This is a genomic window from Nonomuraea sp. KM90, from assembly GCF_052246675.1.
In the GTDB taxonomy this organism is placed as follows: Bacteria; Actinomycetota; Actinomycetes; order Streptosporangiales; family Streptosporangiaceae; genus Nonomuraea.
In genome coordinates, this window is record NZ_JBQQCB010000006.1 from 14,073 (window position 1) to 37,843 (window position 23,771).

Annotated in this window: 21 protein-coding genes; 12 read left to right on the top strand and 9 right to left on the bottom strand. The window is 72.5% G+C overall.

The features are described 5' to 3' along the window. Positions 1-20: 20 nt before the first annotated feature. Positions 21-713, bottom strand: coding sequence for a DUF4097 family beta strand repeat-containing protein (locus ACTWPW_RS09250; RefSeq protein WP_443168444.1), 693 nt, complete (start codon positions 711-713; stop codon positions 21-23). Positions 714-870: 157 nt separating this feature from the next. On the opposite strand from ACTWPW_RS09250, the gene aceB reads away from it, so the two are divergent. The 5 genes from aceB to ACTWPW_RS09275 are packed head-to-tail and all read left to right on the top strand — an operon-like array spanning position 871 to position 7,029. Further along, positions 871-2,448, top strand: a complete 1,578-nt coding sequence (aceB, locus tag ACTWPW_RS09255) for a malate synthase A (protein ID WP_375115934.1) — start codon at positions 871-873, stop codon at positions 2,446-2,448. A 16-nt stretch (positions 2,449-2,464) separates the two neighbouring features. Then, complete coding sequence (locus ACTWPW_RS09260; protein ID WP_443168548.1) at positions 2,465-3,901, top strand: FAD-linked oxidase C-terminal domain-containing protein; 1,437 nt, start codon at positions 2,465-2,467, stop codon at positions 3,899-3,901. Between the two features lie 8 nt (positions 3,902-3,909). Continuing rightward, positions 3,910-5,076: an FAD-binding oxidoreductase gene (locus ACTWPW_RS09265; protein ID WP_443168445.1), complete on the top strand. Its 1,167-nt coding sequence runs from the start codon at positions 3,910-3,912 to the stop codon at positions 5,074-5,076. A 1-nt stretch (position 5,077) separates the two neighbouring features. Continuing rightward, positions 5,078-6,280 carry a (Fe-S)-binding protein gene (locus ACTWPW_RS09270; RefSeq protein WP_443168446.1) on the top strand — a complete coding sequence of 401 codons (1,203 nt, stop codon included), beginning with the start codon at positions 5,078-5,080 and terminating at the stop codon, positions 6,278-6,280. Beyond that, positions 6,277-7,029 carry an IclR family transcriptional regulator gene (locus ACTWPW_RS09275; RefSeq protein ID WP_375115931.1) on the top strand — a complete coding sequence of 251 codons (753 nt, stop codon included), beginning with the start codon at positions 6,277-6,279 and terminating at the stop codon, positions 7,027-7,029. Before ACTWPW_RS09270 ends, ACTWPW_RS09275 begins: the two co-directional genes overlap by 4 nt. Here the strand turns inward: ACTWPW_RS09275 and ACTWPW_RS09280 are convergent. After that, positions 7,004-7,741 (bottom strand): VOC family protein, encoded by a 738-nt coding sequence (locus ACTWPW_RS09280; protein WP_443168447.1) that lies wholly within the window; start codon positions 7,739-7,741, stop codon positions 7,004-7,006. The genes ACTWPW_RS09275 and ACTWPW_RS09280 overlap by 26 nt on opposite strands. 46 nt (positions 7,742-7,787) lie before the next feature. On the opposite strand from ACTWPW_RS09280, the gene ACTWPW_RS09285 reads away from it, so the two are divergent. From ACTWPW_RS09285 to ACTWPW_RS09295, 3 genes are all read left to right on the top strand, one after another. Further along, positions 7,788-8,528: an IclR family transcriptional regulator gene (locus tag ACTWPW_RS09285; protein WP_375115928.1), complete on the top strand. Its 741-nt coding sequence runs from the start codon at positions 7,788-7,790 to the stop codon at positions 8,526-8,528. 3 nt (positions 8,529-8,531) lie between these two features. Then, positions 8,532-8,744: a DUF2277 domain-containing protein gene (locus tag ACTWPW_RS09290; protein WP_364133512.1), complete on the top strand. Its 213-nt coding sequence runs from the start codon at positions 8,532-8,534 to the stop codon at positions 8,742-8,744. A gap of 62 nt (positions 8,745-8,806) precedes the next feature. Further along, entirely contained in the window at positions 8,807-10,711 is a 1,905-nt protein-coding gene (locus tag ACTWPW_RS09295; RefSeq protein ID WP_443168448.1) for a hypothetical protein, read from the top strand. A gap of 149 nt (positions 10,712-10,860) precedes the next feature. Here ACTWPW_RS09295 and ACTWPW_RS09300 read toward each other — a convergent pair whose 3' ends face one another. Continuing rightward, the gene (locus ACTWPW_RS09300; protein ID WP_375115926.1) at positions 10,861-11,280 is read right to left on the bottom strand and encodes a hypothetical protein; all 420 of its coding nucleotides are present in this window, start codon (positions 11,278-11,280) and stop codon (positions 10,861-10,863) included. Between the two features lie 92 nt (positions 11,281-11,372). On the opposite strand from ACTWPW_RS09300, the gene ACTWPW_RS09305 reads away from it, so the two are divergent. The 3 genes from ACTWPW_RS09305 (at position 11,373) to ACTWPW_RS09315 (ending at position 13,699) form a co-directional block, all read left to right on the top strand. Then, positions 11,373-12,050 carry a response regulator transcription factor gene (locus tag ACTWPW_RS09305; RefSeq protein WP_364133521.1) on the top strand — a complete coding sequence of 226 codons (678 nt, stop codon included), beginning with the start codon at positions 11,373-11,375 and terminating at the stop codon, positions 12,048-12,050. Beyond that, a complete protein-coding gene (locus ACTWPW_RS09310) occupies positions 12,047-13,285 on the top strand; it encodes an ATP-binding protein (RefSeq protein WP_443168449.1) in 1,239 nt (412 codons plus the stop codon). Before ACTWPW_RS09305 ends, ACTWPW_RS09310 begins: the two co-directional genes overlap by 4 nt. 66 nt (positions 13,286-13,351) lie before the next feature. Continuing rightward, on the top strand, positions 13,352-13,699 hold the full coding sequence (locus tag ACTWPW_RS09315) for a PepSY domain-containing protein (RefSeq protein WP_443168450.1): 348 nt from the start codon (positions 13,352-13,354) through the stop codon (positions 13,697-13,699). 75 nt (positions 13,700-13,774) lie between these two features. Here ACTWPW_RS09315 and ACTWPW_RS09320 read toward each other — a convergent pair whose 3' ends face one another. From ACTWPW_RS09320 to ACTWPW_RS09345, 6 genes are read right to left on the bottom strand one after another with little or no spacing between them, the layout of a single operon-like run. After that, positions 13,775-14,563: an endonuclease/exonuclease/phosphatase family protein gene (locus ACTWPW_RS09320; RefSeq protein WP_443168451.1), complete on the bottom strand. Its 789-nt coding sequence runs from the start codon at positions 14,561-14,563 to the stop codon at positions 13,775-13,777. Positions 14,564-14,596: 33 nt separating this feature from the next. After that, positions 14,597-15,268 carry an HNH endonuclease family protein gene (locus ACTWPW_RS09325; RefSeq protein WP_375115922.1) on the bottom strand — a complete coding sequence of 224 codons (672 nt, stop codon included), beginning with the start codon at positions 15,266-15,268 and terminating at the stop codon, positions 14,597-14,599. A 60-nt stretch (positions 15,269-15,328) separates the two neighbouring features. Continuing rightward, a complete protein-coding gene (locus ACTWPW_RS09330; protein ID WP_443168452.1) occupies positions 15,329-18,514 on the bottom strand; it encodes a 2Fe-2S iron-sulfur cluster-binding protein in 3,186 nt (1,061 codons plus the stop codon). Continuing rightward, positions 18,511-18,753 carry a sarcosine oxidase subunit delta gene (locus ACTWPW_RS09335; RefSeq protein ID WP_364133539.1) on the bottom strand — a complete coding sequence of 81 codons (243 nt, stop codon included), beginning with the start codon at positions 18,751-18,753 and terminating at the stop codon, positions 18,511-18,513. Before ACTWPW_RS09335 ends, ACTWPW_RS09330 begins: the two co-directional genes overlap by 4 nt. Further along, positions 18,753-19,955 carry a sarcosine oxidase subunit beta family protein gene (locus tag ACTWPW_RS09340; RefSeq protein WP_443168453.1) on the bottom strand — a complete coding sequence of 401 codons (1,203 nt, stop codon included), beginning with the start codon at positions 19,953-19,955 and terminating at the stop codon, positions 18,753-18,755. The genes ACTWPW_RS09335 and ACTWPW_RS09340 overlap by 1 nt, the downstream gene beginning before the upstream one ends. Beyond that, on the bottom strand, positions 19,952-22,402 hold the full coding sequence (locus ACTWPW_RS09345) for a GcvT family protein (protein ID WP_443168454.1): 2,451 nt from the start codon (positions 22,400-22,402) through the stop codon (positions 19,952-19,954). Before ACTWPW_RS09345 ends, ACTWPW_RS09340 begins: the two co-directional genes overlap by 4 nt. A gap of 149 nt (positions 22,403-22,551) precedes the next feature. Here ACTWPW_RS09345 and ACTWPW_RS09350 point away from each other — a divergent pair, with 149 nt between their 5' ends. Further along, a complete protein-coding gene (locus ACTWPW_RS09350; RefSeq protein WP_443168455.1) occupies positions 22,552-23,535 on the top strand; it encodes a helix-turn-helix domain-containing protein in 984 nt (327 codons plus the stop codon). The last annotated feature ends 236 nt before the right edge of the window (positions 23,536-23,771 follow it).

The window sequence follows — 23,771 nt, forward strand, 5'->3', positions numbered from 1 at the left end:
CCAGGTACCTCACGTCCCTGTCAAGCAGGCGACACGGTGATGTCACCGGAACCCGCGGTGAGCGAGATCTTGTTCGGTGAGGCGCCGTCGTTCTTGACCGAAACGTTGGCGTCGCCGGATCCAACATCCGTTTTCACGTCATAAGCACCATCGGGAACATTCAGCGTGATATCCCCCGATCCCGTCTTCAGCTCGGCGCTTTCCGGCGCGGCGGCGTACTTGAGGTCGATGTTCCCCGACCCCGCGTCGGCGATCACCTTCTTGCCCCGCAGGTCCGCGGCGTCCACGTCGCCCGAGCCCACGTGCACGTCGATCGGCCCGGTCAGGCTCCTGAGCGTGAGGTTGCCCGAGCCGCTGTCCAGGTCGACGTGCAGCCCCTTGGGGATCTCGATCTTGTAGTCGACGCCGCAGCTCCCCCAGTCCGAGGGGCAGCTGTACGTGAGGAACAGCGCGTCACCCTCGACCTTGTGCTCCGGCTTGGGCTTGTCGCCGCCGCGCCAGCGCAGTGTCTCGACGACGCGCACCGCGGAACCGTCCGTCTCCGTGATCACGGCGTCGCCGGAGTTGCTCTTGAGCTGGAGCTTGGTGACCTTCTCCGTCACCTGGTACGAGGCCGTCTCCTCGCTCCCCGGACCGGCCACGCTCGCGAGCCCGCATCCGGTCAGCAGCACGGCGGAGGCCAGCAGGCCGCCCGCGATCGCCATCGTCTTCATGCTGGAAATCCTGCCGTGAAGCGCCCTCGACCGACATCCGGAACACCCCCTAGGCGCCCCCGAGGTAACCCCAACCTTTGACCCGCCTATGTCAGGGGGGTAGCTTAACTTCCACAATCCAGAAGTCGTTTTCCAGGATGCGGAAAGATGAGGACCCATGGAGATCACCGGCCCGATGCTCGACCGGTTCGACGAGATCCTCACGCCGGAGGCGCTCGACTTCGTGGCGGCTCTCCAGCGGGAGTTCGGCGCCAGGCGGCTGGAGCTGCTTGACGCCCGCCAGACGCGCCAGGCGGAGCTGTCGGCGGGCGGCATGCTCGACTTCCTGCCGGAGACCAAGGAGGTCAGGGAGGCCGACTGGCAGGTCGCGCCCCCGGCGCCCGGTCTGGAGGACCGCCGCGTCGAGATCACCGGCCCGGTCGACAAGAAGATGACCATCAACGCCCTCAACTCCGGTGCCAAGGTGTGGCTGGCCGACTTCGAGGACGCCAACTCCCCCCTGTGGGAAAACTGCGTGTCCGGCCACCTCAACCTGCGCGACGCGCTCGACCGTACGATCGACTTCGAGTCCGGCGGCAAGGCGTACGCGCTCAGGCCCGACGCCGAGCTGGCCACCGTCGTGGTGCGCCCGCGCGGCTGGCACCTGGACGAGAAGCACGCCCAGGTGGACGGGCAGCCGGTCTCGGGGTCGCTGTTCGACTTCGGGCTCTACTTCTTCCACTGCGCCCAGCGGCAGCTCGACAAGGGCAAGGGCCCGTACTTCTACCTGCCCAAGATCGAGTCCCACCTGGAGGCCCGGCTCTGGAACGACGTGTTCACCAGGGCTCAGGAGCTGCTCGGCATCCCCCACGGCAGCATCAGGGCGACCGTGCTCATCGAGACGTACCCGGCGGCGTTCGAGATGGAGGAGATCCTCTACGAGCTGCGCGACCACTCGGCGGGGCTCAACGCGGGCCGCTGGGACTACCTGTTCAGCGTGATCAAGAAGTTCCGCACCCGGGGCCGCGAGTTCCTGCTGCCGGAGCGGAACGCGGTGACGATGACCGCCCCGTTCATGCGCGCGTACACCGAGCTGCTCGTGCGCACGTGCCACAAGCGCGGCGCGCACGCGATCGGCGGGATGGCGGCGTTCATCCCGTCGCGCCGGGATCCCGAGGTGAACGCGGTGGCGCTGGAGAAGGTGCGGGCGGACAAGACGCGCGAGTCGGGCGACGGGTTCGACGGGTCGTGGGTGGCGCACCCGGACCTGGTGCCGATCTGCCGCGAGGTGTTCGACGGGGTGCTGGGCTCGCGGCCCCACCAGCTCGACCGGCTGCGCGAGGACGTCAGCGTGTCCGCCGCCGACCTGCTGGCGGTCTCCGAGACGCCGGGCGGGATCACCGAGTCGGGGCTGCGCAACAACGTGGACGTGGCGCTGCGCTACCTGGCCGCCTGGATGGGCGGGCTGGGCGCGGTGGCCATCCACAACCTCATGGAGGACGCCGCCACCGCCGAGATCTCGCGCTCGCAGATCTGGCAGTGGATCCACAACGACATCAGGCTGAAGGACACGGGCGCGCAGGTGACGAAGGAGCTGGTCGAGCGGATCATCTCCGAGGAGCTGGCCAAGATCGCCCAGGAGCCCGCCTACGACGAGGAGTTGTTCGGGCAGGCGACGGCGTTGTTCAAGGAGGTGGCGCTGGACGACGACTTCGCGGAGTTCCTGACGCTTCCGGCCTATGCTCAAATGCCATAAGAAAGGGGGATCGGTGATGGAAACGCTGATAGCAGCCCTGCGGTCGCTGCTGCCCCACGACTCGGTGATCACCGATCCGGTACGCCTGCGCACCTACGAGTGCGACGGCCTCACCTACCACCGGGCGACCCCCGCCGTGGTCGTGCTGCCGAACACGGCCGAGCAGGTCGCCCGCGTGGTACGCCTGTGCAACGACTTCGGCGTGCCCTTCGTGGCCCGGGGGTCGGGCACGGGCCTGTCGGGGGGCGCGCTCCCCCGCGAGGACGGCGTGCTGATCGTCACCTCCAAGATGCGCGCGATCCTGGAGGTCGACCTGGACGACCGCCGGGCGGTCGTGGAGCCCGGCGTCACGAACCTGGCGATCACCGAGGCCGTCCGCGACCGCGGCTACTACTACGCCCCCGACCCCTCCAGCCAGCAGGTCTGCTCGATCGGCGGCAACGTGGCGGAGAACTCCGGCGGCGCCCACTGCCTCAAATACGGTTTCACCGTCAACCACGTCGAGGCCTGCGAGATCGTCACCCCCGACGGCGACCTGGTCACGCTCGACCGCATGGACCCGGGCTACGACCTGCTCGGGGTGTTCATCGGCTCGGAGGGCACGCTGGGCATCGCCACCAAGATCACGGTACGGCTCAGCCGCGCGCCCGAGGCCGTGACCACGGTGCTGGCCGCGTTCGAGAGCATCGAGCAGGGCGGGCAGGCGGTCTCGGCGATCATCGGGGCCGGCATCGTGCCGGCCGCGATCGAGATGATGGACGCGCTGGCCATCGCGGCGGCCGAGGCGGCGGTGGCCTGCTCCTATCCCGAGGGCGCCGGGGCCGTGCTGATCGTCGAGCTCGACGGGCCGGCGGCCGAGGTGGAGCGGCAGTTCGCGCAGCTCCGGGAGATCTGCTCGGGGGCGTTCGAGCTGCGGGTGGCGGCCGGGCCGGACGAGCGGGCGGCGATCTGGAAGGGCCGCAAGTCCGCGTTCGCCGCCGTCGGGCGCATCAGCCCGGCCTACATCGTGCAGGACGGCGTGGTCCCGCGTACGTCGCTGCCCGCCGTGCTGGCCGCCATCGACCGGCTCTCGCAGGAGCACGGGATCAGGGTGGCCAACGTCTTCCACGCCGGGGACGGCAACCTGCACCCGCTGGTGCTGTTCGACGACGGGGAGCCGGGGGCGGGCGAGCGGGCCGAGGTGGTCTCGGGCGCGATCCTGGACCTGTGCATCGAGCACGGCGGCTCCATCACGGGCGAGCACGGAGTCGGGGTGGACAAATCCCGATACATGCCGAGGATGTTCAGCGAGGACGACCTGGACACCATGCAGCTCGTCCGGTGCGCGTTCGACCCCCGCGGGCTGGCGAACCCGGGCAAGGTGTTCCCCACCCCGAGGTTGTGCGGCGAGGTGCCGGGCGTGCGCAAAGGCGTGCATCCGCTCGTCGAGTCCGGGAAGGCGGAGCAGTTTTGATCGGCGGGGTGACGACCAGGCCGGCCGGCGCGGACGACGCGGTGGGCGGGGTGCGGCCCAGCCTGGTCGCGCTGCCGGAGACCGTGGAGGAGGTCGCGGCCGTGCTGCGGGCCTGCGCCGAGCAGGACCTGGCGGTGGTGCCCGCGGGCGGCGGCACGAAGCTGCACTGGGGCCCGGCGCCCGAGCGGTGCGACGTCCTGCTGGACATGTGCTGCATGAACGAGGTTTTGGAGCACGCGGCCGGCGACCTCGTCGTGCGGGCGCAGGCCGGGGTGACGATGGCGGCGCTGTCGGAGACCCTGGCGGGCAAGGGGCAGGAGCTGGCGCTCGACGTGCCGTTCGCCGAGGACGCGACGGTCGGCGGCACGCTGGCCGCCCCGATGCCGGGGCCGCGCGCGTTCCGCTACGGCACCGCCCGCGACCTGCTCATCGGCATCACCGTCGTGCTCCCCGACGGGACCGTCGCCAAGTCGGGCGGCAAGGTGGTGAAGAACGTCGCGGGCTACGACCTGGGCAAGCTCTTCACCGGCTCGTACGGCACGCTCGGCGTCATCGCGGAGGCCACCTTCCGCCTGCACCCACTGCCCGCCGGCCGCCGCTGGGCGGTCGCGGAGCTCGACCCGGCCGAGGTGCCGCCGATCGCCGCGGCGCTGGCCGCCTCGCAGGCCGAGCCGAGCGCGGTCGAGGTGGACCGGCCGGACCCCGCCGGACCGGTCGGCCTGGCCGCGCTGGTGGAGGGCACGGCGGCCGAGGCCAGGGCCGAGGCGCTGCGCGAGCTGATCGGCAAGGGCACGGTGACCGGGGAGCCGCCGTCGTGGTGGGGGCTGATCCAGGGTGACGAGGTGCTGGTCGAGGTGCGGTTCCCGGCCTCGGGCACGCGGGCCGTACTCGACGCGGCGGCCAGGGGCGGGCTGGCCCTGCGCGGCTCGCCGGTCTCCGGGCGCATGCTGCTGGAGTCGTGGCGGGCGATGGAGGAGGACGAGCTGGCCGCGGCGGTCTCCGGGCTGCGCGAGCGGGTGGAGGCGGCCGGGGGGCGGGTGAGCGTGCTCGCCACGCCGTACGAGGGGGTCGACAGGTGGGGGCACGTGAGCGGGCTGCCGTTGATGCGGCGGGTCAAGGAACGGTTCGATCCCGGGCGCAGGATGTCTCCCGGCCGGTTCGTGGGAGGCATCTGACGTGGATCCGAAGCTGATCAACGACTGCGTGCACTGCGGGTTCTGCCTGCCTACGTGCCCGACGTACGCGCTGTGGGGGGAGGAGATGGACTCGCCGCGCGGGCGCATCAACCTCATGCAGCAGCACGTCGAGGGCACCCCGATCACCCCTGAGATGGCCGGGCACTTCGACGCCTGCCTGGGCTGCATGGCGTGCGTGACGGCGTGCCCCTCCGGGGTCCAGTACGACCGGCTGATCGAGCTGACCCGGGTCGAGGTGGAGCGGCACCACGTACGCCCGCCGCAGGAGCGGGCCGTGCGCGGCATCGTGTTCAGCCTGTTCCCCTACCCGCGCCGGCTGCGGCTGCTGCGGCCGACGATGTGGCTGGCGGAGCGGATGGCGCCGTTCCTCGCCCGGGTGCACCCGAGCCTGGGCGCCATGGCCACGCTCGCGCCGCACGTGGAGCACCGCCAGCGCCTGCCGCGCGTGGTGCATGCCAGGGGCGAGCGGCGGGCCGTGGTCGGGATGCTCACCGGGTGCGTGCAGCGGGAGTTCTTCCCGCAGGTCAACGCGGCCACCGCGCGGGTGCTGGCGCTGGAGGGCTGCGACGTGGTCATCCCGCCCGAGCAGGGCTGCTGCGGGGCGCTCAGCGTGCACTCCGGGCTCGACGCGCAGGCCAAGCGGCTGGCGCGCGGCACGGTGCGGGTGTTCGAGCGGGCCGGCGTGGACACCGTCGTGGTGAACGCGGCCGGCTGCGGCTCCACGATGAAGGAGTACGCCGAGCTGCTCGGGCACGAGCCCGCGTTCCGGGTCATGGACCTGTCGGAATACCTGGCCGAGCTGGGCCCCGTGGCCAAGCGGCACCCGCTGCCGCTCACCGTCGCCTACCACGACGCCTGCCACCTGGCCCACGCCCAGGGTGTGCGGGCGCAGCCGCGCGAGCTGCTGAGGGGCATCCCGGAGCTGGAGCTGCGCGAGATCCCGGAGTCGGCCATCTGCTGCGGGTCGGCGGGCACGTACAACCTGTTGCAGCCCCAGGCCGCCCGCGACCTGGGTGACCGGAAGGCCGCGGCGGTCGCGACCACCGGCGCCGACCTGCTCGTCTCGGCCAACCCCGGGTGCACGATGCAGATCGCGGCGGCCGTGCGGCGCGGCGGCGCGGACATCAGGGTGGCGCACACGGCCGAGGTGCTGGACGCCTCCCTGCGCGGGGTCACCCTATGAGTGTCCAGTCGGTCGAGCGGGCGCTCGACGTGCTGGAAGCCCTGGCCGAACACGGGGGCGAGGCCGGCCTGTCGGAGATCGCCACCAGGACCGGGCTGCCGTACGGCACCATCCACCGGCTGCTGCAGACGCTGCTCGCCCGCGGCTACGTACGCCAGGAGTCCGACCGGCGCTACGCCCTGGGCGGCGGCCTCGTACGGCTGGGCGGCATCGCGGAGAGCATGGTCGGCGTGTGGGCACAGCCCTACCTGACCAAAATGGTCGAGCTGTCCGGCGAGACCGCGAACCTGGCCGTGCTCGAAGGCGACTTCGTCGTCTACGTGGCCCAGGTGCCCTCGCCGCGCAGGCTGAGGATGTTCGCCGAGGTCGGCCGGCGGGTGCTGCCGCACAGCACGGCGGTGGGCAAGGTGCTGCTGGCCGGGCGGCCCGCGCCGGACGCGGTCGCCGTGTTCGAGCGCACGGGCATGCCCCGCCGCACCCCTAACACGATCACCGACGTGGCCGCCATGCTGGCCGAGCTCGGCACCGTCAAGAGCCGTGGCTATGCCATGGACCTGGGCGAGGAGGAGCTCGGCGTGCACTGCCTGGCCGTGCCCGTGTGGGACGGCGACCGGGTGGTGGCCGCGATGTCGGTCTCGGGACCGGCCGAGCGGATCGACGCGCTGGACCGCGACGACCTCGCCGAGGGCATGCGCAAGATCGCCCTCGACTTCGGCGGCGAGCTCAGCCCCGTGGCTGGCGCAGGCTGAAGAAGCCGCCCCCGCCCGGGTGGTGGACGACCGCGATGCGGCCGTGGGGGGAGTCGAACGGCGGCACCGGCACCTCCGCGCCCAGCTCGGGCAGCCTGGCCACGGCGGCGCCCAGGTCGGCCACGTCGAAGTAGACCATCCAGTGCGGCGCCACCCCCTCCCAGTGCTCGTCCATCCGCAGCCGCCCGCAGACCGGCTCGCCGCCCACCTTGTAGACCGCGTAGTCGATCCCGCCCGGCACCGGCTCCCTCTCGTAGGGGAACAGCGCCCCGTAGAACGCGTCGGCCGCCTCGCCGTCGGGCACGTTGACCTCGGCCCAGCTCATCGCCCCCGGCTCGGCGGTCACCCCCGCCCCGGCGAACTCCCCCGGCTGGTAGATCGCGAACTTCGCCCCGGCCGGATCGCTCACCAGCGCGTAACCCCCGGCGGGGCCCTCGATCAGCTTGCCGCCCGCCGCATCCACCTTGCCGACGGCCGCCGGGAGGTCGGCGGTGGCCAGGTAGACCGTCCAGGCGGCCGGGTCGCCGGCCTGCGGGTCAGGGGTGATCGCGGCGACGGGACGGCCGTCGAGCCGAGCCATCGACCATCCGCCCTGGTCACGGCACTCCCATCCGAACAGCCCGGCGTAGAAGCGCTCGGCGGCGACGGCGTCTCGCGTGAGCAGTTGCGCCCAGCAGGGCGCGCCGTCGGGATAACCGGTTCTCTCTGCCATGCTCGGCAGGCTTTCACACGGCCCCGACAAAGTACTCTGTTGCGCTATGAGCAACAGCACGTCGATCCAGTCCGTCGATCGTGCCATCGCGATCCTGGAGATCCTCGCCCGCGACGGCGCCACACGGGTGACGGATCTCGCGGTGGAGCTCGATGTGCACAAGTCCACGGCCTTCCGGCTGCTGGCGGCGCTGGAGCAGGGCGGGCTGGTGGAGCAGACCGGCGACCGCGGGCGCTACCGGCTCGGGTTCGGCGTCGTACGGCTGGCGGGCGCGGCCACGGCCCAGCTCGACCTGTCGCGCGAGAGCCGGCCGGTGTGCCTGCGCCTGGCGGAGGCGATCGGCGAGACGGTCAACATCGCGGTGCCGCGCAACGGCGACACGGTCAACATCAGCCAGGTGCGCGGCCCCGCCGCCATCAGCGGCCACAACTGGGTCGGGCAGCGCACCCCCTCCCACGCCACCTCCAGCGGCAAGGTGCTGCTGGCCTACGGCGCGCTGCGGCCGCCGGCCGAGCTGGAGCGCTACACCCCGCGGACCGTCACCTCGGCGGCGGAGCTGCGGCTCGACGAGATCAGGGAGCGCGGCTGGGCGGCCACGGTGGAGGAGCTGGAGGTCGGGCTGAACGCGGTGGCGGCGCCGATCAGGGGCGCCGACGGCTCGGTCGTGGCCGCGGTCAGCGCCTCCGGGCCGTCCTACCGGCTGACGCCGGACCGGCTGCCGGAGGTCGGGGAGCTGCTCGCCGAGGGTGCGCGGGAGATAAGCCAGCGCATCGGCTATTACGGTTGAGGCATGTGTAGAAGCATCAAAACCCTCCGCCCGCCGTTCACCGAGAGCGTGACGGAGGAGGACGTGCGCGCCGCGGCGCTGCAGTACGTCAGGAAGATCTCGGGCTTCCGCGCACCCGCCGCGCACAACGCCGAGGCCTTCGACCGGGCCGTCGAGGCGATCACCAGGGCGTCGGAGGAACTGCTGGGGGCACTCCAAGTTCGCGGGAGTCGTTGACAGGGCCTGTCTCCGGGAGAAGTGTGCCCGTATAACCCCCAGCGATCCCCCAGGGAGCTCCCATGATCAGCGGGTTGTACGAGGGACAGGACGGCGACTCGCGGCTGGCGCTCCGCGTCGACGTCGACGGGCCCAGGCCGACGGGACGGATCAGCGGCGACCTGTTCACCGTGGCCGGCGCGACCACCTCGTACGCCGGCTCCTTCCTGGTCGACGCCCCGGCGATCGACGGCACGCTGATCCACGGGCGCGGGCGGTTCTCGTTCGACACCTCGGTCCGGGACGTGAGCATCACGATCAACGACCGGACGGGGACGGCCTCGGTCGCGGGGCGCACGTACCAGGTGTCGTTCGCCTCGCCGTACTTCCGCAGCGTGCTGCTGGAGCAGGACTCCGTGGTCGGGGCCGTGCCGTTCGTGTCGTACCGGACCGGTACGCTGCCCGGGCCGAGCGGCTCGCCGGCCAGGGAGCTGACGGTGGGCGCCGCCTACGCGGAGGCGGGCATCGAGCTGCGGGTGAGCGAGCCGGGGGTGATCCCGGTCGACGGGTCGGGCTCCGACCTGGCGTGGGACGACGCCGAGCTGCACCACGCGATGACCCGGCACTTCAGCGCGTTCGGCGACGCGCCGGCGTGGCGGGTGTGGCTGCTGGTGGCCGGCAAGCACGTGGGCGGCTACCGGGGGATCATGTTCGACTACAACGACGCCCGGCAGCGGCAGGGTGCCGCGGTGTTCCACGACGCGATCCAGGGCACGTCGCCGCAGTCGCAGCGGGCGCAGTTACGTACGTACGTGCATGAGCTCGGGCACGCCTTCAACCTGCTGCACTCCTGGCAGAAGAACCTGGCCCGCCCGCCCCAGCCGCTGGGCCCGGATGGCGGCTTCGGCGACCTGTCCTGGATGAACTACGTACAGAACTACCGCCCCGGCGGCGAGGCGGGCTACTGGGCCGCCTTCCCGTTCCAGTTCACCGAACCGGAGCTGGTGCACCTGCGGCACGGCTTCTACCGCGACGTGGCCATGGGCGCGAACGCGTTCGGCACCGGGGCCGCCGAGATCGACCCCTTCGAGCAGCCGGTCGAGGACCGCTCGGGGCTGCGGCTGGAGGTGCGCGCCAACGAGTCGTTCGAGCTCGGCGAGCCCGTCGTGGTCGAGCTCAAGCTCTCCTACGCCGGCGAGCCGCGCACCACGCACGGGCACCTGCACCCCGACACGGAGTTCACCCAGGTCTCGATCACGCAGCCGGGCGGCCGGACCGTGCTGTACCGGCCGATGATGCGGCACTGCGTGGACACCTCACCGGAGATCCGGCTGGACCCGGGCAATCCGGCCATGTACCGGAGTGCGTACATCGGGCACGGGCGCGACGGCCACTACTTCCAGCAGCCCGGCGACTATCACGTGCGCGCCCAGTACATCGCCGCCGACGGCTCCCGCATCGTCTCCCCCGCCTGCCTGGTCAGGGTGCGCTTCCCGGTCACCCGCGACGACCACCAGGTGGCCGAGCTCATGCTGGGCGAGGAGCAGGGCAAGCTGTTCTCGCTGCTCGGCTCCGACTCGCCGGAGCTGCGCTCGGGCAACCTGGCGCTGGACGAGGTCATCAGCCGCTACGGCGGCCACCCGCTGGCCGTCTACGCCCGGCTGGTCAAGGGGCTGAACGCCGAGCGGGAGTTCAAGGAGCTGACCCCCGGCAACGAGCTGCGCATCCGGCCGCCGGACCCCAAGCAGGGCATCGAGCACCTGACCCACGTCGCCCGCGCGGCCACCATCGACAACATCACCCTGAACCTGGTGATGCGCCGCCTGGCCAGGGCGGAGGCGCGGCAGGGCGACCTGGCGCGGGCGAACGCGGTCATGGACAGGATGGTCGCCACGTTCGAGGCCAAGGGGGTCAACGCCGTCGTCCTCGGCCAGATCCGCCGCCAGGCGGAGCTGACCAAGGCGGCCCTCGGCGCCGAGATCTCCTGAGCGCTCCCGGCATGTTCCGCGAGGCCGCACCCCGCGCTCACCCGGTCGGCCTCCCCTCACGACGGGCTCGGGCAGGCCCTCGACCCACGCCTTCTACCGGGCCCGCGGCTTCTCGGGCGACGCCAAGACGGCGTACGTGGCCCGGCTGGCTACCGGGTGCGGGTGACGGGACGGCCGCCGGAGCAGACGATGGTGAGCTCGATCTCCTCGCCCTCGTCCGGCTCGAACTCGACCTTCGCCTCCCGCGCCGGCCCCGACTCGACCTCGTCCACCGAGTAGTTCTGGGCGGGGCTCCACGAGCGCAGCGTGACCAGGTCGCCGTCGCAGGAGGCGATCACGTTCCCGCCCGCGCTGCGGATCAGCTTGCCCTGCGACGTCTGCGACGGCGCGGCGGCCGGCGTGGCGGGGGCGCGCGTGGTGGCGGTGGCCAGGGCCTGGCGCACCTCGGCCGGGCCGAGGACGCGGCTGTCGGTGCCGGTGAGGCCGTTGCCGAGCAGGCCGAGCACCGCCACGGCGGCGCCGGTGGCGGCGAGCACGGTGGCGGCCCAGGCCACGACGAGTCTCTTCATCCCGCTCAGGTTCCCCCATGTACGGCTAAGGCCAGGTTAAGGCGGCGCTAAGGCTGCCCAAGTCATCGCCACAGAGCGTCTACGTTCTTGATATGGCTGACATTCTGCTCATCGAGGACGATGTGGCGATCCGCACGGCGCTCAGCCGGGGGCTGCGGGAGCTCGGCCATGCCGTGTCCTCCTCCCCGACGGCGCTGGACGGGCTGCGGCTGGCCGTGCAGGACCGTCCCGACCTGATCGTGCTCGACCTGGGGCTGCCCGACCTGGACGGGGTGGAGCTGCTGCGGATGTTGCGGGCGGTCAGCCGGGTGCCGGTCATCGTGGCCACGGCCAGGGACGGGGACGCCGAGATGGTGCCGGTGCTGGACGCGGGCGCCGACGACTACGTGGTGAAGCCGTACAGCGCGGCGCAGCTCGACGCCCGGGTGCGGGCCGTGCTGCGGCGGGCCGGCGGGTCGGCGCCCGAACCGCTGGCGGTGGGGGCGCTGCGGGTGGATCCCCGGGCACGGACGGCCACGCTCGACGGCGCGGCGCTGGACCTGACGCCGCGCGAGTTCGACGTGCTGCACTACCTGGCCGCGCGGCCCGGCGAGGTGGTCACCAAGCGGGAGCTGCTGACGGAGGTGTGGCAGCTGCCGTACGGCGGGGCGGACAAGACCGTGGACGTGCACCTGTCGTGGCTGCGCAGGAAGCTGGGCGAGACGGCCGCCGAGCCCCGCTACCTGCACACGGTGCGCGGCGTGGGCGTCAAGCTGGTCGAGCCCTCATGAGGCGGTGGCTGGCGCTGCTCGTCGCGGCGACGACCTCGCTGGTGCTGATCGCGCTGCTGGTCCCGATGGCGCTGCTGATCCGCGCCGTGGCCGAGAACGGGGCGATGAGCCGGGCCACGGCCGCCGCCGAGTCCGTCGCCGTCACGGTGGGCACGCCCGACCTCGAGCTGGCGGTGGAGCAGGTGTCGCGGCCGGTCACGGTGTTCCTGCCGGACGGGAGCGCGGTGGGGGCGCGGGCCGCGCGGTCCGACGCCGTACGCCTGGCCGCGACCGGCCGCAGCGTCACCGCCGAGGCCGCCGGGGGCAGGGAGGTGCTCGTCTCGGCGCAGTCACCCGGCGGCACGGCCGTGATCAGGGTGTTCGTGCCGGACGCCGAGCTGATGAGGGGCGTGCGGGAGGCCTGGCTGGCCCTGGTGCTGCTGGGGCTGGGGCTGGTGGCGCTGGGCATCGTGCTGGCGGACCGGCTCGCGCTGGCCGTGACGAAGCCGGTGGACGGCCTGGCGCGGGTCTCGCACCGGCTGGCCGGCGGGGACCTGACCGCCAGGGCCGAGCCGGGCGGGCCCCCCGAGGTACGTTCCGTGGCGCTGGCGCTCAACCACCTGGCCGGGCGGATAGACGAGCTGCTGGTGGCCGAGCGGGAGTCCGTCGCCGACCTCTCGCACCGGCTGCGCACCCCGCTGACGGGCCTGCGGCTGGACGCCGAGTCGCTGCGGGACCCGGAGGAGGCGGCCCGGGTGCAGACCAGGGTGGACGCGCTGCAGAGGGCGGTGAGCGCGGTCATCACGGAGGCGCGGCGCCGCTCGGCCGGGCGCGACTCGTGCGACGCGGCGGCGGTGGTGGGCGAGCGGGTGCGGTTCTGGTCGGTGCTGGCCGAGGACCAGGGGCGGGAGGTGTCGATCTCCCTGCCGGACGGGCCGCTGCCGGTCGCGGTGGGGGCCGAGGAGCTGGCGGCGTGCGTGGACGCGCTGCTGGGCAACGTCTTCGCGCACACGCCGGAGGGGGTCTCCATGTCCGTACGGCTCCGGCCGCACCCTCCCGGGGCCCTGCTGTCCGTGGCGGACGCGGGGCCCGGGTTCGAGCCCGCGCTGCTGGAGCGGGGGAACAGCGCGGGCGGCTCCACGGGGCTCGGGCTGGACATCGCCCGGCGTACCGCGGAGTCCTCCGGCGGCGGCCTGTCCGTGTCGCGGCCGGAGGAGGGCGGGGCGCGCGTCGAGATGCTGCTCGGCGCGCCCTGAACGCCTTCTCGTGGCCTTAACCGTCGTTTAGCGCCCGGTTACCCGCTCTCGCGGTTTCGTGGAGTCATGCAGATCACGAAGAAGCTCATTGCCACTGGTGCCGGGATCGTCGCGCTGGTCGCGGGCGGCGGCGCCGCCTACGCCGCCACCGCCACCGCCCCCGCCGCCCCCAAGGTCACAGCCGAGCAGGCCATCGAGATCGCCCACAAGGCCGTGCCGGGAGCCTGGGTCAGCGAGCTCGACTTCGACCGCCGTGGCCGGCAGGCGGACGTGTGGGAGCTCGAGCTGACCAAGGGCTCGGAGCGGCACGAGGTGGACGTCGACGCGGCCTCGGGCAAGGTCACCAAGCAGGAGACCGACCGGAACGACCGGGACGACAGCGACGACCGGCAGGACGACGGCGACGACGACTGATCCCCTTTGCCCGACGACGCCGGCCCGCCTCTCGGTGGGCCGGCGTCCCCATGCCGCGCCACCCTCCTCAGAGATTCAATGAACCATTCTCATCACGATGGGCCGGTGGTCGGACAGCGTGGTCGGCAGCACGGACCCGCTCGTCGTCGTGACCCCTCGCGTGTAGACGTAGTCGATGCGGGCGTCGCCGAGGGTGGGCTTGTTGGCGTACCTGGCGCCGGTGTCCGTCCAGCCCGCGCTCACGAACCGCTTGGACAGCGCGTCGGTGGGCCTGGCGTTGAAGTCGCCGGTGAGGACGATCTGCGACCTGGAGCCGAAATAGTCCAGCACCTTGGCGGCCTGGGCCTCGCGGCGGCTGACCGAGGTCTGCGAGAGGCCCGGCGACAGGTGGGTGGTGAACACCCGGATCTGCGAGCCGCCGCCGAGGTCGAGCTTCACCCCGGCCATGGACCGGTTGACGGGGCAGGTGGTGAAGTTCGTGAGCGGCAGCGTGACCCGCTCGACGATCTTGTACGAGGACAGGATCGCGTTCCCCGCCTTGCCCGGCTGCGGGTCGTCGCAGGGACCGACGTCGTCGCCCGCGCCGAAGTGGGCGTTGGCCGTGATGTCCCAGCCGAGCTCGTCGGCGAGCTGGCGCACCTGGTCGGCGCCCGGCCGGCGATGGATCTCCTGGAGCGTGACGACGTTGGCGCCGCTGTCGCGGACGACCTCGGCGATGGCCTTCATGTCGGCGCTCTCACCGTGGACGTTCCAGTCGAGCACGACGACGTTGGCGGCCGCGGCCTGGGCGGGCGGTGCGGTCAGGGCCGCGGCGGCGAGGAGGGCGGACACGGCGATCGCATGGGTACGTCTTGTCACACGCATGAATCGTGATCTTACGGACACCGCCGCGTGACGTCAGCAGTTCTCCAGGATGCCTTCCATCGCGGTCTTCTCCGCCGAGGTCACCCAGACCCCGTACTTCGCCTTCACGTCGACCTGCCGGGCGATGTAGGTGCAGCGGTACGACTTGCGGGGCGGCAGCCAGGTGGCGGCGTCGGAGTCGCTCTTCTGGCCGTTCAGCGGGCCGTCCACGGCCATGAGGTTCAGCGGGTCGTTAGCGAACTCCTTGCGCTTGGTCGCCGACCACTGCCGGGCGCCCTTCTGCCAGGCGTCCGACAGCGGGATCACGTGGTCGATCTGGACATCCATGCTGGTGTCCTGGCCGCGCCGGAACTTGATGGTCTTGCCGCTGTACGGGTCGTGCAGGGTGCCGGTCAGCACGATGCAGTCGTGGGTGCCGGACCGGAACGTCTCGTCCACCAGGTCGCGCTTGAGGATGTCGTTGCGGGTGTCGCAGCCGTTGCGGTCCACGTCGGACCAGGCCGGGCCGAACTCGTCGCGGTCGAAGCCGGTCTTGGGCGCGCGGCCCTTGACGGCCAGCTTGTCGAGCTTCTCGCGGGCCTCGGAGATCGAGGCCGAGTCCGGTTTCGTGGCCTTCGGACCGCCGGACGACCGGGCTTCGAGCCCGCCGCACCCGGCCACTGCCACCGCCGTGGCCAGACCGGCCATGAACGCCCGTACCCGCACGTCCGCCCCCAGACTTTCGTCGATGTTTTCGTAAAGTCTAGGTAATGCCCGGATATAGACCTATAAAGCGTCAATCGCGTCGAGGAGCCACTCCGCCAGATACCGGGTGAAGGACGACCTGACGTAGATCCGGTACGTTCCGGGAGCCGTCCGCTCCAGGACGACGGAGGTCCGGCCCAGCAGCGTCTGGGCGTGGCCGGAGAGGGAGCGCAGGTCCAGCGGGCAGCCGGTGATCAGCACCTCCTCGGCCTCCGGTCCGGACAGCTCCAGGATCGTACGCTGCCCCGACACGTCCACCCACCCCGGCCGTGGCGTGATATTTCCGGACACGAGCCACCAGGACGGGCCCAGCCGCAGCCCCACCCCCGGATCCGCGCCCCGCACCTCCCACATGGGCTCGAACGCCACCTCCCGCAACCGCACCCCGTCCCCGCCCGCAGCCTCGAACGCGGCCTCGAACCGGGCGGCGAACGCGGCGGCGGGACTCTCGGCCCGGCACTCCCCCTCGTAGGGGAGGGGCGTGCCCGTCCACGGCTCGCCCTCGCGGCGGGTGTTCTCCGGGTCGTAGAAGACGGGCTCCACCACGGTCACCGGATGCGCCGCTCCCCCGGACACGGCGGTCAGCCGGTCACCGGCCGCGACGTCCTTGGCCAGGGCCAGGGCGAACGTGCGGCCGAGCGCCACGCTGTCGTAGCCGGAGGTCACATGTCCGAGCATCGGCACCACGCCGTCCAGGGACCGCCCGGCCGCGACGAGCTGGGCCCCCTCCTCCATCCGCGCCGCCGGGTCGTCGGGCAGCAGGCCGACCAGGCGCTTGCGGCCGCTCCGCGCGGTGTCGGGGCGGGCGTGCGAGCGCTTGCCGACGAAGTCCGGCTTGCGCTTGGAGACGATCCAGGCCATGCCGAGGTCCTGCGGGGTGACGGTGCCGTCGGTCTCCTGGCCGACGATCGCGAACCCCTTCTCGGCCCGCAGCACGTGCATGGTCTCGGTCCCGTACGGCACCGCGCCGGCGTCCAGCACCGCCTCCCAGAGCGCCCGCCCGTAGGGCCAGGGCACGTTGACCTCGTAGGCCAGCTCGCCCGAGAAGCTGATCCGGAACACCCGTCCCGGCACGCCCAGCACGTCGGTGGCCGCGTACCGCATGAAGGCCAGGTCGAGCGCCCCCGGCGCGACGGCCGCGAGCACCTGCCTGGCGCGCGGTCCCGCCACGGCGACGGTCGCCCAGTGGTCGGTGACCGAGGTGAACGACACGTCCAGTCCGGGCCACTCCGTCTGGTGCCACTCCTCCAGCCAGTCGAGCACCGTGGCGGCGTTGCCCGTGGTCGTGGTCATGAGGTAGTGGTCCTCGGCGAGCCGGGTGGTGGTGCCGTCGTCGAGCACCATGCCGTCCGCCCCGCACATCAGGCCGTAGCGGCAGGCGCCGACGGCGAGGGTGGAGTACATGTTCGTGTAGATCCGGTCGAGGAACGCGCCCGCGTCCGCGCCCCGGATGTCGATCTTACCGAGCGTGGAGGCGTCCATGGCGGCCACGGCGGTGCGGGCCGCGTGGCACTCGCGCCGCACGGCCGCCTCCATGGGCTCGCCGTCCTGGGGGAAGTACCAGGGGCGCTTCCACTGGCCGACGTCCTCGAACACCGCTCCCCTGGCGACGTGGGAGTCGTGCAGGGCGGTGGTCCTGACGGGGTCGGACAGCTCGCCGCGGTCGCGTCCGGCGAGGGTGGCGAAGGAGACCGGCGCGTACGGGGGCCGGAACGTCGTGGTCCCCACCTGGCCCGGCGCGGCCCCGAGGAGGGCGGACATGACGCCGACGACGACCGCGCCCGAGGTCTTGCCCTGGTCGGCGCCGGTGCCCGCGGTGGTGTAGCGCTTGACGTGCTCCACCGAGCGCATCCCGGTCCCGGCGGCCCTGGCCAGGTCGGCGACGGTCACGTCCCGGTGCAGGTCGGCGAACGCGGGCTCGCCGGAGGTCCCCTCGACCGTCCAGAGCGCCGCCGGCGGCCGCGGCGGCTGCTCGTCGCACTGCGGCACCCGCAACCCCTGCGTGCCCGGACCGGCGGGCACGCTCCCGGCCGCCTCGCCGGCCGCAGGGGGCGTGCTCGCGGCCGGCCGGCCTGACAGCGCCAGCTCGGCGGCCTCCTGACCGGCGGCGTAGCCGTCCGCGATGGCCTCGCGGGTGCCGTACAGGCCCCTGCAGGCCCCCGCTGACCGCTCGGCCTGGGCCGAGGTGCCCGGCACGAACGCCTGCAGCTCCTCGTCGAAGCGGACCCGCCCCTGCGACTGGCTGAACAGGTGAACGGCCGGGTTCCAGCCCCCGGCCACCGCCAGCAGGTCGGCCTCGATGTGCCGGGAGCCCACCTGGACCCCGGTCAGCACGCCCGCCGCGTCGCCGGTCGTGCCGGTCACCACCTGAGCGGCGTCGTCACGGGGATCGGCGATCGCGACCACCTCCACCCCGGCCGCCGCCAGGTCCCGCGCCGCCTCGTAGCCCGAGTCCGCGCAGGCGAACACGACCGCCCGCCGCCAGGGCGCCACGCCGTACCGGTTGGCGTACGTACGGGCGGCCGAGGCCAGCATCACCCCGGGCCGGTCGTTGCCCGGGAAGGCGAGCGAGCGCTCGTGCGCCCCCGTCGCCAGCACCACCCTGCGCGCCCTGATGTGCCACAACCGCTCGCCGCGCGCCCGCCGCTGCACGGCCACCACGTAGTTGTGGTCGTAGTAGCCGACGGCGGTCGTCCGGGTGAGCACCCGGCCCGGCAGCTCCAGCCCGTCCACCCAGTCGAGCGCGGGCGCCCCGTCCAGGAGCAGGCGGGCGTTCAGCAGGTCGCCGCCCAGCCGGGGCTGCTCGTCCACGAGGATCACCCGCGCGCCCGACCGCCCCGCCGCCACCGCGGCGGCCAGCCCGGCCGGCCCGCCGCCGACCACGAGCACGTCGCAGTGCAGGTAGCCCTTGTCGCACCGCCGCTCATCCGCTGTGCCGAGGCCGCCGTCCGGATCCACCCGCCCCTTGCCGCGCAGGCTCCACGCCTCCAGCCCGTCGTACAGCTCCACGGTCGTGGCCGCCAACATCGGGTCGGCGCCCACGCGGACCAGGGCGTTCGGCTCCTCGGAGCCGGCGGTGAAGACGCCGCGCGGGCGGTCGAGCTCGACGCTGCGGCCCACCACGCGCACCCCGTTGCGCAGGAGGGCGGCGGCCAGCGTGTCACCCGGCTCGCCCCGCATCGGCCGGCCGTCGAACGTGAACCTCATGAGGGCTTCCTGATCTCGTGGGTGACGGTGTGCCGCTCGACGGCGAACCAGGTCCGGCAGCCGTGCACGTGGAACCAGCGCTCGCGGAACCAGCCCTTGGGGTTGTCGCGCAGGAAGACGTAGGCGGCCCACTCCTCGTCGGAGGTCTCCTCTCGCGGATACGCGATCCCGGCCTGGCCGCCGTAGTGGAACTCGTTCTCGTCGCGCGGGCCGCAGTGCGGGCAGTCGATGAGCAGCATCAGTGCGCCACCGCCGCCGCGCCGTGCTCGTCGATGAGCGCTCCCGTGCTGAACCTCTCCAGCGCGAACGGCTCCGCCAGCGGGTGGGGCCGCTCGTGGGCGAGGGTGTGGGCGTAGACCCAGCCCGATCCGGGGGTGGCCTTGAAGCCGCCGGTGCCCCAGCCGGCGTTGATGTACAGGCCGTCGACAGGGGTGGGGCCGATGATGGGCGAGGCGTCCGGGGAGACGTCGACGATCCCGGCCCAGGTGCGCAGCACGCGTACCCGGCTGAAGATCGGGAACAGCTCCAGCGCCGCCGCCATCTGCGCCTCGATGACGTGCACGCCACCGCGCTGCCCGTAGGAGTTGTACGCGTCGATCCCGGCCCCCATGACCAGCTCGCCCTTGTGGGCCTGGCTGACGTACACGTGGACGGCGTTCGACATGACCACGCAGTCGAGCACCGGCTCCAGCAGCTCCGACACCAGCGCCTGCAGCGGGTGCGACTGCAGCGGCAGCCTGATCCCGGCCTGCGCGGCCAGCACCGAGGTGTGCCCGGCCGCCGCGAGCGCGACCTTCCCGGCGGCGATCCGGCCCCGCGAGGTCTGTACGGCCGTCACCCGGTTTTTCGTGATCTCGAACCCGGTGACCTCGCAGCCCTGGATCAGGTCGATCCCGTACGCGTCCGCCTTGCGGGCCAGCGCCCAGGCCACGTGGTCGTGCTTGGCGATCCCCCCGCGCCGCTGCAGAGTAGCTCCCATGACCGGGTAGCGGGCCTGCCCGGACACGTTGATGACCGGGCAGAACTTCTTGACCTCGGCCGCGTCCAGCCACTCGGCGTCCACGCCGTTGAGCCGGTTCGCGTTCACCCGGCGCCTGCCCTCGCGCACGTCGCCCAGGTTGTGCGCCAGGTTGAGCACGCCGCGCTGGCTGAACTGCAGGTCGTAGTCCAGCTCCGCGCTGAGCCCCTCCCACAGTTTCAGCGAGTGCTCGTAGATCCCGGCGCTCTCGTCCCACAGGTAGTTGGAGCGGATGATCGTGGTGTTGCGGGCCATGTTCCCGCCGGCCAGCCAGCCCCGCTCCAGGACGGCGACGTTCGTCAGGCCGTGGTTCCTGGCCAGGTAGTAGGCGGTGGCCAGGCCGTGCCCGCCGCCGCCGACGATCACCACGTCGTAGGCGGGCTTGGGGTCGGGGTTGCGCCAGAGGAAGTCGGGGTGGGTCAACGCCTGATCTTCTCCATCCCGGGGTCGTACAGCGGCTCGGCGGCGACCTCCGCGGGGACACGGCGGCCGAAGTAGGAAATATCCACATGCGTTCCGGGTTCTGCGAGCTCGATCGGCAGCCACGCGTACGCGATGGGGCGCCGGACGGTGTGGCCGTAGGCGGCGCTGGTGACGTGGCCGACCGTGCGGCCGGCGTGCCTGACCGGCTCCTTGCCCATGACCACCTCGGTGCAGACCAGCGGCACCAGCTTACGGGTGATCTCCGTGGTGAGGGCGTCGCGGCCGATGAAGTCCTTGCCTTCCTTGACGGCGAAGCCGAGCCCGGCCTCGTACGGGTTGTGCTCGGTCGTCATGTCGACGCCCCAGAGCCGGTAGCCCTTCTCCAGCCGCAAGCTGTTGAACGCCGCCCGCCCGCCCGCGATCGCCAGCCCGGGCTCCCACAGGGTGTCCCAGAGCTTGAGACCCATGTCCGCGCCGGTGTACAGCTCCCAGCCCAGCTCGCCCACGTACGAGACCCGCAGGGCCAGCACCGGAACGTGCCCGACGTATCCACTCTTGCAGCCGAAGTAGCGGAAGTTCTCGTGCGACAGGTCCATGTCGGTCAGGCCCTGCACCAGCTCCCTGGCCCGCGGCCCCCACACGCCGACACAGCAGGTCCCCGGGGTGAGGTCGTGCACCCGCACCGCGCCCGGCGCGTGCCGGGTCAGCCAGTCGAGGTCGAGGTTGCCGTTCGCGCCGATCTGGAAGCGGTCCTCGGCCAGGCGCGCGACCGTGAGGTCGGACCGGATGCCGCCCTTCGCGTCCAGCAGCAGCGTGTAGGTGACCGAGCCGGGCTTCCTGTCCACGTTGTTCGTGGTCATCCGCTGCAGGAACGCCGCCGAGCCGGGGCCGCTGACCTCGATGCGCTTGAGCGGGGTCATGTCGTAGAGCGCGACCCCCTCCCTGGTGGCGTGCGCCTCGGCGGCGGCGACCGGCGACCAGTGCCGGCTCGCCCACTCGCCCCGCTGGGAGACGCCCAGGAACGGCTCCGCGGCCATGCCCTTCGCCTCCTCCGGCACGTCGGCGAACTCGTCCCTGCGGCGGCGTACGAGCCGCTCCAGCAGCGGCACGTTCGCCTCGAACCAGTGCGGCCGCTCCCACCCGGCCGCCTCCAGGAAGTACGCCCCCAGTTCCCGCTGCCGGGGGTAGAACGGGCTGGTACGGAGCGGTCGCGGCGACTCCATCGGCTGCAGCGGGTGGATGACGTCGTAGACCTCGACGAAGTTCTGCTTGCCCCGCTCCTCGATGAACGCGGGCGAGAGCTGCGCCTGCTCGAACCGGCTGAGCTCGCACTCGTGCAGGTCGATCTCGGAGCGCCCGGTCACCAGCACCTCGGCCAGCGCCCGCGCCACCCCGGCCGAATGCGTCACCCACACGGCCTCGGCCAGCCAGAACCCGTCCAGCTGCGGCGCCTCCCCGATCAACGGGAATCCGTCGGGGGTGAAGGAGAAGATCCCGTTGATGCCGTCCTCGTACTTGGACTCGGCCAGCGCCGGCAGCAGCTCGACCGCGTCCCGCCAGGAGGGGTCGAAGTCCTCCTCGGTGAACGCCTGCACCGACGGCATCGTGGTGGACTTGGGGCCGATCTCGTCCTGGGTGACCGGCATGGGACGGTGCGCGTACGAGCCGATGCCGACGCGGTCGCCGTGCCACCGGAAGTACAGGTCACGGTCCTGGTGGCGAAGGATCGGGCCCTCCCCCTTCGCGGCCAGCGGGCCGGACCTGGCGTACTGGTGGGCCAGGGGCAGCAGCGGCACGGTCAGCCCGGCCATCCGCCCGATCGAAGGCCCCCAGAACCCGGCCGCGCACACCACCACGTCGGCCGGGATCGTCCGGTACTCCCCCGAGGTCACCACCGCGACCCCGGTGACCCGGCCGCCCCGCGCCTCGATGCCGACCACCGTGTGCCCCGCCAGGAACCTGGCGCCGCGCTCGGTGGCCCGCGCCGCCTGCGCCTCACCGCAGGCGACCGCCGTCGCCAGCCCGTCACTGGGCACGTGGAACCCGCCGAGCACCTTGTCCCGGTCGAGCAGCGGCCACAGCTCGGCACATCCGGCGGGGTCGAGCAGGCGCGCCTCGACCCCCCACGACTCGGCCCAGCCCTGCTTGCGGTGCAGGTCGGTCCAGCGTTCGGGGGTGGTGGCCACCTCCAGGCCGCCGACCTGGCGGAAGCAGCGCTCGCCGAGAGCGGTGTACTTGCGCACGGTGTAGGCGGCGAACTCGGTCATCGTCTTCGACGGGTTCGTCTGGAAGACCAGGCCGGGAGCGTGCGAGCTGGACCCGCCCGCCGCGAAGAGCGGTCCCTGGTCGACGACCGTGACGTCCGTCCACCCCCGCTCGGTGAGCTCGTCGGCGAGGGCACAGCCCACGATCCCCGCCCCCACGATCACCAATCGGGGCCGACTCATGACGCCTCCGGTTGTTCCATAATGCGCAACACGTACCGGACTACGCAACGAACATAGATCCCCGCGCTTCGGGGAACAAGGGCCCCTTCACCGCCGGAGGTGGCCCCCATACTCTTGTTTCGGATCATGGCACGTCAGGAAGAGGCGACATGGCGCAGCGACGCTTACTTGAGGGACTCGGCGTCACCGTCGCCGAGGAGACCTCCTACCGGGCCCTGCTCCGGCACGGCCCGGCGACGCTGAGCGAGCTGGCCGCCGAGACCGGCTCGTCCGCCGCCGCCATCCGCCGCATGTTGCCCCGGCTGGAGGACCTGGGCCTGATCTCCCGGGTGGCGGGCCGGCCGCTGCGGCTGGTCGCCACTCCCCCGAACGTCGCCATCGACATCCTCGTCGCGCGCCGCCAGGAGGAGCTCACGCACAGCCGGGCCGCCGCCGCGCTGCTGGCCACGGAGGTCGCCGAGCGCAGCGGGCCGCATCCGGAGGAGGTGCTGGAGGTGGTGACCGGCCGCGACGCCGTGGCCCGGCGCTACCTCCAGCTCGAACGCAACGCGACCCGGGAGATGCTGGTGCTGGTCCATCCGCCGTACGCGGTGGACGTCAGCGACGACCAGGAGAACCGGCAGCGCGCGGCCCGCCAGGGAGCGCCGACCCGTGGCATCTACAGCCCGCTGGCCTTCGAGCACCCCGGCATGCTGGCCCACACCCGCCGCGCCATCGCCGACGGCGAGCAGGCCAGGCTCGGGCAGGTGCCGGTCAAGCTGGCCATCGCCGACGCCCGCACCGCCATCCTGCCGCTGGTCTCCGACGAGGACCGGGCCGTGGAGAGCGCGCTCGTGGTGCACCCGTCCGCGCTGCTCGACGCGCTGGTGGGGCTGTTCGAGACGCTGTGGCGGGCCGCCGTGCCGCTGCGCCTGTCGGCCGACGCCCTGGAGCCGGAGGCGTGGCCGCAGGCCCCGGACACGGAGGTGCTGGCGCTGCTCGCGGCCGGCATGAAGGACGACGCCATCGCCAGGCAACTCGGCCTCAGCCCGCGTACGGTGCAGCGCCGCGTGCAGGTGCTCTGCGAGCGCCTGGGCGCCCGGACCCGCTTCCACGCCGGCTTCCTCGCCGCCCAGCACGACCTGCTCGCCTGACCACACCCGCCTCTCACCTGACCACACCCGCCTCAGCCCGACCCACCCGCCGAACCGCACACCCTGCCCGGCTCGACCCGCTCGCCCGGCCACACCCCGCCCGGGCACGACTCCCCCGCCGAACCTCACATCCCAGCCAGCACGACCGCCTGCCGACCGCGGCTTCCGCGCAGCCGCCACGGCCCCGCCTCCCTGCCCCCTCCCTGCCCAACGGGGACACCCGCCGAAGTACGGCG

Excerpts from the sequence above, each read along its gene's own strand:
- ACTWPW_RS09350 (WP_443168455.1), top strand. The coding sequence starts at position 22,552 with ATGGCGCAGCGACGCTTACTTGAGGGACTCGGCGTCACCGTCGCCGAG.
- ACTWPW_RS09295 (WP_443168448.1), top strand. The coding sequence starts at position 8,807 with ATGATCAGCGGGTTGTACGAGGGACAGGACGGCGACTCGCGGCTGGCG.
- ACTWPW_RS09310 (WP_443168449.1), top strand. The coding sequence starts at position 12,047 with ATGAGGCGGTGGCTGGCGCTGCTCGTCGCGGCGACGACCTCGCTGGTG.
- ACTWPW_RS09250 (WP_443168444.1), bottom strand. The coding sequence starts at position 713 with ATGAAGACGATGGCGATCGCGGGCGGCCTGCTGGCCTCCGCCGTGCTG.
- ACTWPW_RS09285 (WP_375115928.1), top strand. The coding sequence starts at position 7,788 with ATGAGCAACAGCACGTCGATCCAGTCCGTCGATCGTGCCATCGCGATC.
- ACTWPW_RS09305 (WP_364133521.1), top strand. The coding sequence starts at position 11,373 with ATGGCTGACATTCTGCTCATCGAGGACGATGTGGCGATCCGCACGGCG.
- ACTWPW_RS09260 (WP_443168548.1), top strand. The coding sequence starts at position 2,465 with ATGGAAACGCTGATAGCAGCCCTGCGGTCGCTGCTGCCCCACGACTCG.
- ACTWPW_RS09300 (WP_375115926.1), bottom strand. The coding sequence starts at position 11,280 with ATGAAGAGACTCGTCGTGGCCTGGGCCGCCACCGTGCTCGCCGCCACC.
- ACTWPW_RS09290 (WP_364133512.1), top strand. The coding sequence starts at position 8,532 with ATGTGTAGAAGCATCAAAACCCTCCGCCCGCCGTTCACCGAGAGCGTG.
- ACTWPW_RS09345 (WP_443168454.1), bottom strand. The coding sequence starts at position 22,402 with ATGAGTCGGCCCCGATTGGTGATCGTGGGGGCGGGGATCGTGGGCTGT.
- ACTWPW_RS09280 (WP_443168447.1), bottom strand. The coding sequence starts at position 7,741 with ATGGCAGAGAGAACCGGTTATCCCGACGGCGCGCCCTGCTGGGCGCAA.
- ACTWPW_RS09335 (WP_364133539.1), bottom strand. The coding sequence starts at position 18,753 with ATGCTGCTCATCGACTGCCCGCACTGCGGCCCGCGCGACGAGAACGAG.
- ACTWPW_RS09330 (WP_443168452.1), bottom strand. The coding sequence starts at position 18,514 with ATGAGGTTCACGTTCGACGGCCGGCCGATGCGGGGCGAGCCGGGTGAC.
- aceB (WP_375115934.1), top strand. The coding sequence starts at position 871 with ATGGAGATCACCGGCCCGATGCTCGACCGGTTCGACGAGATCCTCACG.
- ACTWPW_RS09315 (WP_443168450.1), top strand. The coding sequence starts at position 13,352 with ATGCAGATCACGAAGAAGCTCATTGCCACTGGTGCCGGGATCGTCGCG.
- ACTWPW_RS09320 (WP_443168451.1), bottom strand. The coding sequence starts at position 14,563 with ATGCGTGTGACAAGACGTACCCATGCGATCGCCGTGTCCGCCCTCCTC.
- ACTWPW_RS09275 (WP_375115931.1), top strand. The coding sequence starts at position 6,277 with ATGAGTGTCCAGTCGGTCGAGCGGGCGCTCGACGTGCTGGAAGCCCTG.